General features: G+C 37.9%; 9 protein-coding genes and 1 other annotated feature. Of the genes, 3 read left to right on the plus strand and 6 right to left on the minus strand.

What is annotated here, in order from left to right; all coding sequences use genetic code 11:
* Window positions 1-263 precede the first annotated feature (263 nt).
* Together AO843_RS23210 and AO843_RS24980 are read left to right on the plus strand one after the other, a co-directional pair.
* Window positions 264-1,400 carry an SPFH domain-containing protein gene (locus AO843_RS23210; protein ID WP_054613423.1) on the plus strand — a complete coding sequence of 379 codons (1,137 nt, stop codon included), beginning with the start codon at window positions 264-266 and terminating at the stop codon, window positions 1,398-1,400.
* 232 nt (window positions 1,401-1,632) lie between these two features.
* Window positions 1,633-1,875, plus strand: coding sequence for a TM2 domain-containing protein (locus AO843_RS24980; RefSeq protein ID WP_197278996.1), 243 nt, complete (start codon window positions 1,633-1,635; stop codon window positions 1,873-1,875).
* Between the two features lie 179 nt (window positions 1,876-2,054).
* On the opposite strand, the gene serS is transcribed toward AO843_RS24980, so the two are convergent.
* The 3 genes from serS to pdxS form a co-directional block, all read right to left on the minus strand.
* A complete protein-coding gene (serS, locus tag AO843_RS23220; RefSeq protein WP_054613425.1) occupies window positions 2,055-3,335 on the minus strand; it encodes a serine--tRNA ligase in 1,281 nt (426 codons plus the stop codon).
* Window positions 3,336-3,403: 68 nt separating this feature from the next.
* Window positions 3,404-3,618, minus strand: a binding site (T-box leader).
* A 49-nt stretch (window positions 3,619-3,667) separates the two neighbouring features.
* Window positions 3,668-4,231, minus strand: coding sequence for a pyridoxal 5'-phosphate synthase glutaminase subunit PdxT (pdxT, locus tag AO843_RS23225; RefSeq protein ID WP_054613426.1), 564 nt, complete (start codon window positions 4,229-4,231; stop codon window positions 3,668-3,670).
* A gap of 1 nt (window position 4,232) precedes the next feature.
* Complete coding sequence (gene pdxS / locus AO843_RS23230; protein WP_054613427.1) at window positions 4,233-5,117, minus strand: pyridoxal 5'-phosphate synthase lyase subunit PdxS; 885 nt, start codon at window positions 5,115-5,117, stop codon at window positions 4,233-4,235.
* Between the two features lie 102 nt (window positions 5,118-5,219).
* Between pdxS and AO843_RS23235 the strand changes: the two genes are divergently transcribed.
* Complete coding sequence (locus tag AO843_RS23235; RefSeq protein WP_082389581.1) at window positions 5,220-6,644, plus strand: MocR-like pyridoxine biosynthesis transcription factor PdxR; 1,425 nt, start codon at window positions 5,220-5,222, stop codon at window positions 6,642-6,644.
* Between the two features lie 22 nt (window positions 6,645-6,666).
* Here AO843_RS23235 and asnB read toward each other — a convergent pair whose 3' ends face one another.
* The 3 genes from asnB to guaB all read right to left on the minus strand — a co-directional run bounded on the left by asnB (window position 6,667) and on the right by guaB (window position 11,540).
* A complete protein-coding gene (gene asnB / locus AO843_RS23240; RefSeq protein ID WP_054613428.1) occupies window positions 6,667-8,502 on the minus strand; it encodes an asparagine synthase (glutamine-hydrolyzing) in 1,836 nt (611 codons plus the stop codon).
* Between the two features lie 100 nt (window positions 8,503-8,602).
* A complete protein-coding gene (locus AO843_RS23245) occupies window positions 8,603-9,934 on the minus strand; it encodes a D-alanyl-D-alanine carboxypeptidase family protein (protein WP_054613429.1) in 1,332 nt (443 codons plus the stop codon).
* A gap of 142 nt (window positions 9,935-10,076) precedes the next feature.
* Entirely contained in the window at window positions 10,077-11,540 is a 1,464-nt protein-coding gene (gene guaB, locus AO843_RS23250) for an IMP dehydrogenase (protein ID WP_054613430.1), read from the minus strand.
* Window positions 11,541-11,885: the final 345 nt, after the last annotated feature.

Here is an 11,885-nt window from a genome sequence, read left to right on the forward strand (position 1 = left end):
TTCAATTGAAATTAAACAACCAGTCTCCAATTAATTATCGGAAACTGGTTGGGTGATGCTTTTTTGAGACTGTCTCACTAATGGGGTTCAGTCCCGATATTTAGGACACCTTCTTTTTTTGTAGCAGTGACATTTTCATAAAACTACTTGGAATAGCATTGAAATTCAACACTATAAATCATTGACATACATAAACTGAAAAGGGAGAATATAACTAGTTATAATTTTGTTTTATTAGTAAATAAATAGGGGGTTTTATGTTAATGCCTATTTTGGATAGAGTGAAATTCGATGGTTTACGCTCACGTGATTGGTTAATTTACAAGCATCCGACTGACAAGCTAGTACTTGGGACCACACTTATCGTCAATGAAGGACAAGTAGCCATTTTTGTAAAGGGTGGTCAAATGTGTGATGTCTTCAATGCAGGAACGCATGTTCTATCAACGAATAACCTACCGATACTTCATAACATTGTAAATTTAGTTTATGGAGGGGAAACTCCCTTCTCAGCAGAGATTTACTTTATAAATCTCACTGTAAAAATGGATCTATATTGGGGAACCACTGATCCTATTCAATTAATTGATCCAAAATACTTTGTAAAATTGCGTATAAGAGCATTTGGACAATTAGCTCTACGACTGGATGATTACTTATTATTCTTTTCAGAAGTGATTGGTTCTATGAATAAAGATGATATTGTTAGCTTCGAAAAAGTGCAGGATTATTTTAAAGGTTCTCTTATTACATCTGTAAAAACTGAACTTGCAAATAAAATTATTAATGAGAAAATTTCTGCATTGGAAATAACGCCACAGCTTCAAAACATTTCAAATAGTTTAAAAGAAAAAGTATCAGAAGAATTTATTAAATATGGCTTTATAATAGCGCATTTCCATATTCAATCTATTAATTTCCCTGAAGAGGATTTTGAAGAAATTAATGAAATTTTACAGGATAAAGCTAAGTTTGAAATTATGGGAGACAATCGTTATGTAACCCAACGTAGCTTTGATGTTTATGAGTCAGCTGCTTCAAATGAAAGTGGAGTAGCTGGTATATTTGCAACTGGTGGAGTTGGCTTGAGTGTAGGACAAGGCATGGCATCCATGATGAACCAACAAGTACAGCAACCTGGTCATCAGCCTACGCATAAAATTTGCCCTTCTTGTCATGGTAGTATTTCTTCTAGTAGTAAGTTTTGCAATTTATGTGGGGAAAATTTAGTGAGAATAGTTATTACATGTCATTCCTGTCACAATGAAAACGAAGAATCTTCTAAATTCTGTAGTTCTTGTGGAATTAGTTTAATCAAACCCGTTTGTTCATGTGGACAAGAAATAGATGTTAATTCAAAGTTTTGTAATAACTGTGGTGCTCAGGTTCATTCAATTTAACTGCTTTTATTCACACTAATTTTTCAACTATGTACTAAGAATACAATTTGGAGGTATTAACATGAGCAATAGCGTATGTCCACAATGTGGTGCACCTGCTGATGTCACATTAAATCAATGTAAATATTGCGGGGAAAAATTCAATTTTCAAAACGAACAACGAATTGTGCAACAACCAGTCTATCAGCAACCACCACAACCCGTCTATCAAACACAGCCACAACAGGTTCCTATGTATGATGGTATCGATCCTTCTTGGCCAATAAAAAGTAAAGGTGTAGCTGGGGTTCTCGCTATATTTTTAGGAGGATTAGGTATTCACAAATTTTATTTAGGTAAGATTTTTCAAGGGATCGTTTATTTAATTTTTTGCTGGACTTATATACCTGCAATTATAGCTTTTATTGAAGGTATTATTTACTTACTCTCTAATGAACACAATTTCTCTGTGAAACATCGCGTTCGCCTTCGCTAACATTTTTTCATAAAGACTACTGTTGATCCAATTTTTCAACAGTAGTTTCTTTTTACTTATTTTCTTTATGTATTCTTTATTTGACCCCTCTGTCCAAACTCTATTCCTATACTAAGCCTTTTAAAAAGGCTATTTTAGATTACCCCGTAGGATAGTCTAAAATAGCTTTAATCAGTTATTTATTTTGGGGCAATTACTTCTTTTCCACCCATATATGGTCTTAAAACTTCAGGAATTACTACGCTTCCATCGGCTTGTTGATAGTTTTCTAGTATAGCGGCAACAGTACGACCAATCGCAAGACCTGAACCGTTTAATGTGTGAACATACTCTGGTTTTGCATTTGGCTCACGGCGGAAGCGGATATTTGCGCGTCGTGCTTGGAAGTCCTCAAAGTTAGAACAAGAAGAAATTTCACGGTACATGTTTTGTGCTGGAATCCAAACTTCTAAATCATATTTCTTCGCAGCAGTAAAGCCTAAATCAGCTGTACACATTTTTAATTTACGATATGGTAAGCCTAGTAGTTGCAGTACTTTTTCAGCATGACCAGTCAACAGCTCTAACTGTTCATATGATTCCTCTGGTTTTACAAAACGAACTAATTCTACTTTGTTGAATTGGTGTTGACGGATTAAACCACGTGTATCACGACCTGCAGAGCCCGCTTCTGAACGGAAGCATGCACTGTATGCAGCAAAACCTTGTGGTAAAGCCTCAGCAGGTAAAATTTCATCACGGTAGAAGTTTGTAACTGGTACCTCTGCTGTTGGAATCATGAAATAATCAGTTTCCTCTAATTTAAATACATCTTCCTCAAACTTTGGTAACTGTCCAGTACCTGTTAAGCTTTCGCGATTAACAATCACAGGTGGCAGCATTTCCTCATAGCCATGCTCTTCTGCATGTAAATCCATCATAAATGTCATTAAAGCTCGTTCTAAGCGAGCGCCAAGACCACGGTAGAATAAGAATCGGCTACCAGTTACTTTCGCGCCACGTTCAAAGTCCACAATTTTTAGATCTGTAGCTAGATCCCAGTGTGCTTGAATGTCAAAATCAAATGCCGGAATATCGCCCCATGTATATTCCACAACATTGTCATCTTCTGTTGTACCCACTGGTACAGATTCGTGAGGAATGTTTGGCAAGCGCATCATCATATCTTTAAAGCGCTCTTCTACATCATTTAATTGAACATCTAGCTCTTTAATTTCATCGCCAACTTGACGCATACGAGCAATCACTTCATCTGCGTTTTCTTTGTTGCGCTTCATAACTGAAATTTGCTCTGATACTTTATTACGTTCTGCTTTGAGCTCTTCTGTTTTAGCAATTAATTCACGACGCTTTGCATCTAGATTTTCAAAGTCATCTAAATTCCCTAAATCTTCATTACGTGTTAACAGCATCTCTTTAATTTCCGCGAAATTATCGCGCACGCGTTTAATATCTAACATCGATCATACCTCCAGTAGTTTCATAATGATGGGAAATTGTAGAAAAACACAAAAAAGCCCTCATCCCTAAAAGGGACGAGAGCTACCCGCGTTGCCACCCTAATTGACTAGACTATGTCTAATCCACTTATTTTATAACGGCATTCCAGCCGGCAACAGCCTACTTCAATGACTTCGACTGTGCAACTCCAGGACGGATTCACAAGTGCTTTTATCAGCTTCCACCAACCGCTGACTCTCTAAAAAAAACGTGCTTGCTACTACTTCCCATCATCGTGTTCAGTTATTTAAATTTTAACCATACTGTACTATATGAAAACAAATTTTGCAAGTCATACCATAGATACTACAAAATATTCAAGAATACGTATGTCTGAGGTTAATTCGGGATGAAACGAACAACCTAATAAATGGTCATCCTGTACTAAAATAATTCGCCCTTCATACTCTGCGAGAATTTCAACATTTTTTCCAACAGTCTCAATATGAGGTGCACGAATAAAAACCGCTGGGATCTCTGCTCCTATTTTGGGAATATCAAGCTTTACTTCAAAGCTATCAACCTGACGCCCATATGAATTTCTCGCAACTGTCACATCCATAACAGCTAAATGTGGTTCATCATTTACTAAAGTATTAGCCAATAAAATTAATCCTGCACATGTCCCAAACATAGGCAAGCCTTGTTGTGCTAGTTCTTTTATAGGTTCTAGTAGGTCAGAACAATCCAGCAATTTTCTCATTGTCGTGCTTTCACCACCAGGCAATACAAGTGCATCTAATTTTACTAAATCTTGCTTCTGTTTTACTTCTACAGCTTCACAGCCAAGTGTTTCTAGCATTTGAACATGCTCTCGGACCGCCCCTTGTAAGGCTAAAACACCAATTCGTTTCATCCTACCAGCCTCGCTCTTGCATGCGCTCATTTTGCCCAAGTTGTGCAATATCAATGCCTTTCATTGGTAGACCAAGTTCCTTTGATATTTCAGCAATGAGCTTATAATCTTTGTAATGCGTCGTTGCTTCCACAATAGCACGGGCAAATTTTTCAGGATTTTCGGATTTAAAAATACCAGAACCAACAAATACACCATCAGCCCCAAGTTCCATCATTAAAGCAGCATCGGCTGGTGTAGCTACACCACCTGCAGCAAAATTAACGACTGGTAAACGACCAAGACGTTTGATCTCTCTTAATAATTCAAAAGGTGCTCCTAGTAATTTTGCCTCTGTCATTAATTCATCTTCTGTCATTCCCACTACTTTACGAACCTGGGCATTCACTTTACGAATATGTCGAACCGCCTCCACAATATTCCCTGTCCCTGGTTCACCTTTTGTTCGTAGCATAGCTGCACCTTCACCAATACGACGAGCTGCTTCTCCTAGATCACGACAGCCACACACAAATGGTACTGTGTAGTCACTTTTTAACAAATGATACTCTTCATCTGCAGGTGTGAGCACTTCGCTTTCATCAATATAATCAACCCCCATTGCTTCTAAGACACGCGCTTCCACAATATGACCAATACGAGCTTTTGCCATAACTGGAATAGACACCGCTCCCATCACTTCCTCCACGATACGAGGATCCGCCATGCGAGCAACACCACCTGCTTTACGGATATCTGAAGGTACTCTTTCTAATGCCATAACTGCTACTGCTCCTGCCGCTTCTGCAATTTTTGCTTGCTCAGCATTAATCACGTCCATAATGACGCCACCTTTTTGCATTTCAGCCATTCCACGCTTTACTAAATTTGTACCAGTTTGTTTCATTTTCTAACCTCCACCTCTATGATGAAATTTAGTATAATAGAAATTGACCATATAAAAATATCCAGTTTTCTAAATAACTATAGGGTCAGGAGGTTTTAAAATATGGATATGCTTTTATTTCAGCTTGAACGGAATAGCGATAAACCACTTTATGATCAGCTTTATAACGGCATTAAAGAAGCTATTATTTCCAAGAAAATAGCAGTAGGAGAAAAATTACCATCAAAAAGAAAATTAGCGGATTTTTTGAATATCTCTCAAACAACCATTGAAATTGCCTATGCACAGCTTCTTGCTGAAGGCTACATTATGTCCAAATCTCGTGTAGGCTATTTTGTAGAAGAAATAGATGAACTACCCTATATCCAGCAAAACACAGTAATCTCTTTCAATGAGCATCCTAAGAAAAAATCGTACATTATAGATTTTACCCCTGGTTCTATTGATATTGATGCCTTCCCATTTCAAATCTGGAGAAAATACGCAAAAGAGTTGTTTGATGAAACCTCGAAGGAATTATTATTAACGGGGGAACCTCAAGGAGAGCCTTCATTACGGACAGAAATTGCGAACTATTTATATCAATCGCGTGGAGTTGTATGTAGCCCTGAGCAAATTGTCATTGGTTCCGGTACTGAACAGCTCCTGCCTATGATTTTACGTCTTTTTAATGACGATACTTGTTTTGCCTTGGAAAACCCAGGATATCCTGCTGTGCACCGCATGTTTTCTCAGCACAAACGAAAAGTCTACCCTATTGCCGTCGATGAAGAGGGAATCATTATTCATGAGCTAGAACAAACACATGCTAATGTTGTTTATATTACACCCTCACATCAATTCCCAACGGGGGCGGTATTATCTGCTACTAGACGTGCACAAGCATTAAATTGGGCGGCACAAAGCTCTTCTCGCTATATCATTGAAGATGATTATGATTCGGAATTTCGTTATACTGGAAAACCAATTCCTGCACTACATGCCTTAGATAGAAACGATAAAGTCATTTACATGAGTACATTTACAAAATCATTAATGCCATCTTTACGTGTAGCTTATTTTGTACTTCCCCCTCAATTACTTGCTACATATAACGATGTCTTTAATTACTATTCATCCACAGTCCCTCGTTTCGATCAGCATATCGTAGCAAATTTTATGCATGACGGACATTTTGCAAAGCATCTTAATCGAATGCGCAAAGTTTATCGAAAAAAACATGATAAGCTTACTTCGATTTTAGAAAAATATTCATCATCCATTAAAATTACTGGTGAGCAAGCAGGAATGCATATATTATTAAACGTTCAGCACACGTTACCAGAAAAACAGTTACAACAGCTTGCCTCTGAAGCTGGGATAGGAATTTATCCGTTATCTGATTATAGACTAGATCATGGTGAATCTTCCCAAGCTCAATTTTTACTTGGCTTTGGCGGTATACCTGCTCAGGTAATTGAACACGCGATTGAACAATTAATGGATTGTTGGGGAATACAAAAAAACTACCCATCTACTACACAATAATGCAGTAGATGGGTGACCCCCATTAGGTTTCAATTAATTGGATATGATAATGCTCAAACCAGGTATGAATCTGCCCTAGGTATGCCAAAAGTTGAGGCCCCGCCATTAATTGACCATACCAAGGAATTTTGAAAGAGCTACCTCCAGATTCAATTAATTCTGCAAGTTTTTCGCGCTCAAAAAGTTCATGTAAGATTGTATTCTTATCTTTAAGAATTTCTCTTAACCATGTTTGCACACCTGCTGTATAAACTGGATGATATGTTTTAGGATAAGGATTCTTTTTACGGTACAATACCTCATCAGGCAATAAATGAGTCATTGACTTTCGTAGTAGCCCTTTTTCGATGCCACCTAAATCCTTCATTTCCCAAGGAATATTCCATGCATATTGCACAAGTCGATGATCCGCAAAAGGAACTCGTACCTCTAAGCTCGCTCCCATACTCATACGATCCTTCCGCTCTAGCAAAGTCTGCATAAACCATTGCATATTTAAATAAAACATTTCACGGTGTTTTACTTCTGTCGGGCTTTCTCCTTCTAGCAATGGGACTTCTGCTAATGTTTGTGAATAAAGTTGTTGCGCGTAGGATTCAATTTTTAATTTTTTATCCCACTTCTCTTGGAGTAATGCACTTCTTTCAGACAACGATCGAATCCAAGGAAAGCCTGTAGTTTTTTCTTTAAACCATGGATATCCACCAAAAATTTCATCTGCACACTCGCCAGATAGTGCTACAGTAAAGTCCCTTTTTATTTCTCGGCAAAACCATAGTAACGATGAATCCACATCCGCCATACCTGGTGAATCCCTAACTATAACTGATTCTACTAGTAAATCAATCAACTGTTGCTGAGTTATTTCTTCTGCGTGATGTGCCGTGTTAAAGGTCTCTTTCATTTTCTGAATCCAATACGTATCTGTTGACGTTTGGAATGCATGTGGATTAAAAAAACGTTCATTATCCTCATAATCGATTGAGTACGTATGCAACTTATTGTTTTGTTGTTGAAACTTATCCGCAGCAATACCAGTAATAATACTGGAATCAAGTCCACCTGATAGAAATGTACAGATTGGTACATCTGAAATAAGCTGCCGTTCAATAGCATCCGTTAACAACAAACGAACATGCTCAATCGTCTCCTCCAATGATTCTTCATGCTTATGGCTTTGTAGCTGCCAATATTGCCACTTTCTTAAGCCTTCCCTAGAGAAACGCATAGCATATCCAGGTCTTAATTCCTCAATATTTTGAAAAATTGTCTTACCTGGTGCTCTAGAAGGCCCTACAGCCATCATACTTGCCAATCCCTCCATATTAACGGCTGCTTGAACAATTGGATGTGCTAGCAAGGCCTTTACTTCAGATGCAAAAAGAATCCCCCCCTGTTGCTCTGTAAAATAAAGAGGCTTCACACCTAATCGGTCCCTGCATAAAAAAAGAGACTGCGCTTGCTCATCCCAAACGCCAAATGCAAAAATGCCATTTAGAAAGTCTACACATTGCTCTTTCCATTCGATATAGGCTGACAATAACACTTCTGTATCTGAATGTGTTGTGAATATATGACCTCTATTCTGCAGCTCTTTACGCAGCTCTTCGGTATTATAGAGTTCGCCATTATATGTAATGACATAGTTTACCCCATCATGTATTTTTTTCATTGGCTGCTTGCCACCCATTAAATCAATAACCGCTAATCGTCGATGGCCAAATGCAATATGCTCACTACACCAAATATTTTCATCATCAGGCCCTCTCTTATTTAATGTTCGTGTCATTGCTAGCAAAACTGTTTCACTTGCTTTTAAATCCTTTTGAAAGCTAGCCCATCCTGTAATGCCACACATTTAGCCACATCCTTTCGCCTATTAGCGTATGCTGTACGGTCTGAAAATGTGAAAAAGCACATGAATGTTTGTTAACATTCATGTGCTCATTAACTAACTATTAGAATAGGCCGCCAACAAAGTCGGAAATGCCTCCCCATAAATTGCCGAAGAAGTTACCCACACCTTGGAAGAACAATGAGATACCGCTAGCACGCTCTACAGCCCCTGTAGTGACAATATCGGATGAAATATCCTTACCATCGATAAAACCGTAATCTGTGCCCTCTGTGCGCTCAACAACGACCTTCCCTACAACTGTGTCTTTCTTTACTTCTGCCTCTAGACTCTTTTTATCTAAAACCAACTTAGGCTTATAGAAATCTTTATCAGAAGATTTAATCATAAATGAAATAGGTTCTTTTACTGCAATAGCGACTTTATCTTCTTTACCTTTTGTCACTTTTACTGTTTTTTGATCTTTGAATGTATAGTTTGCTGGTAAAATTTCTTGTTTTGAGAATTGTGAAAAACCATAGTTAAATAATTTTGCTGTTGCATCAAAACGAGCTTTATATGACCCTTGTCCACTTGCATCAACAGCTTTCATTACAACTGCGATTAAACGAGTGCCGTTGCGCTCTGCAGTACCTGTAAAGCAATGGCCAGCAAAGTTTGTAGTTCCTGTTTTTAATCCATCTACACCTTGATATTCAAAAACTAATCCTGGTAACATAAAGTTCCAGTTAGACATTTCAATTGCGTCTTCTGTACCTTCACGGAATGTTTTCTTAGTAATTTTTGAAGTCTCTAATACCTTTGGGTGGTCTTTTAATAAATGATATGCTAGTTTTGCTACAGATTTAGCAGGCATAACGTTCTCATCTTCAGGACCTGTACCTGCTGGATGCATACCAAAAAGATCAGCGTTGTTTAGACCTGTAGCATTGACAAACTTATAACCCTCTAAGCCAAGTTCCTCTGCTTTTTTATTCATTAATTTCAAAAATTCAGTCTCTGTACCAGCAATTGTTTCAGCAATAGCCACAGTTGCAGCATTAGCCGAATAAATAGCCATCGCCTCGTACAATTCTCGAATTGTGTAAGAACCGTCTCGACGTAATGGCACATTACTTAATGCACGATTTTGAGACATGCGATACGTATAATCCGTTACGTGGTATTCCTGATCCCATTTAACTGTCCCTGCATCAATTGCGTCCAATAACAGGTATTCGGTCATCATTTTTGTCATACTTGCAATACCTAGTGAAGTATCTGCATTTTGTTCATATAAAATTTTCCCTGAGTCTGCGTCAATTAAAATCGCAGCATCCACTGTTAATCCTAAATCTGTTTCCGCATTTGCCTGTGCAGGAATGCCTGCAAAAATACTAATCAATAAAACAGGAATTAGGAGTAAGCGTAATACGGTGTTCATTTTCTTTTTCACCTCTAAAGCCCTCCAAAAAAATAATCTTGTCCTCGACATTTTATCATAGATAACAACTTACGTGTTGACTCTCTACCATAAAAAAATGCTCTCGCGCCATCTTTGTAGACGATGCGAAAGCATAAAAGTTGCAAGTAATTTATTACATGGAATAGTTTGGTGACTCTTTTGTAATCTGTACATCGTGCGGATGTGACTCACGAAGACCAGCACCAGTCATTCTAACAAATTGTGCATTTTCTCTTAGGAACTCAAGATGTGGTGCTCCACAATAACCCATACCAGCTCGGATACCACCAATCAGTTGATAAATTGTATCAGCTAATGGTCCTTTATAAGGAAGACGACCTTCAATACCTTCAGGTACTAATTTTTTCGCATCTTCTTGGAAGTAGCGATCTTTTGAGCCTTTTTCCATTGCTCCAATAGATCCCATACCACGATAAACTTTGAAGCGACGACCTTGGAATATTTCTGTTTCTCCTGGAGATTCAGATGTACCTGCAAGAAGAGATCCAAGCATAACAACATTCCCACCAGCAGCTAAAGCTTTTACGATATCGCCAGAGTATTTAATACCACCATCAGCAATAATTGTTTTACCAAGCTCACGAGCTACTGTAGCACAATCATAAACCGCTGTAATTTGTGGTACACCAACGCCAGCTACAACACGTGTCGTACAAATAGAGCCTGGACCAATACCTACTTTAACAACATCTGCACCAGCTTCAAATAATGCACGTGAACCTTCTGCTGTAGCTACATTACCAGCAATAATTTCTAGTTCTGGGTAAGTCTCACGGATTGAACGAATTGTCTGTAATACGCCTTCTGAATGTCCGTGAGCTGTATCAATTACTACAATGTCAACTTGTGCTTCTACAAGCTTCTCAATACGTACCATTGTATCCTTCGATACACCAACTGCTGCACCTACAAGTAAACGCCCATGTGTATCTTTAGCAGCATTCGGGAATTCAATAACCTTTTCAATGTCTTTAATTGTGATAAGTCCAGTTAATCGGCCTTCTTCATCAACAATTGGAAGTTTTTCGATTTTATATTGTTGAAGAATCTTTTCAGCATCCTCTAAAGTCGTTCCAACAGGAGCTGTAATCAAATCTTCTTTTGTCATTACATCTTCGATTTTTAAAGAGTAATCAGAGATAAAACGTAAATCACGGTTTGTAATTATCCCTACTAGTTTTTGGTTTTCCATACTATCAACAATAGGCACACCAGAGATTCGGTATTTACCCATTAAATGCTCAGCATCGAAAACTTGATGAGTCGGAGTTAAGAAGAATGGGTTTGTAATAACACCATTTTCAGAACGTTTTACTTTTTCTACTTGTTCAGCTTGCTCATCGATACCCATGTTTTTGTGGATGATACCGATACCGCCTTGTCGTGCCATAGCAATTGCCATTTTAGACTCTGTAACTGTATCCATACCTGCGCTGATCATTGGAATGTTTAATTTAATTTTAGGTGTTAATTGAACAGATAGATCAACATCCTTCGGTAATACTTCAGAATGAGCTGGTACTAATAATACATCATCAAAAGTTAAACCTTCTTTGGCAAATTTAGTCTCCCACATTTCGTAACGTCCTCCTATAGTTAAAAGAATATTAATTGTAAGATTAACAACGTGGACTGCTACTGTCAAGAAACTTATAAAAGAAAGACAATTCAGACTTTTAATCATAGCAAATTTAAATTAAAAATCCAAGTAAATAGCTACATAAAAACTACTAGCAACAATAATAATTACATATTTTAAATCTTTTTATAATCAATAGTTTTTGTGCAAATTCCTTTTAATTAAGAAGGATTTTCTTTAGACAATAAAAAAACAGCCAGCACACAGCTGACTGTTTTGGTTGCCTAGCGACGTCCTACTCTCACAGGGGGAAGCCCCCAACTACCATCGGCGCTAAAGAGC

Origin of the sequence: Lysinibacillus sp. ZYM-1 (assembly GCF_001308875.1) — a bacterium.
GTDB lineage: Bacteria > Bacillota > Bacilli > Bacillales_A > Planococcaceae > Lysinibacillus.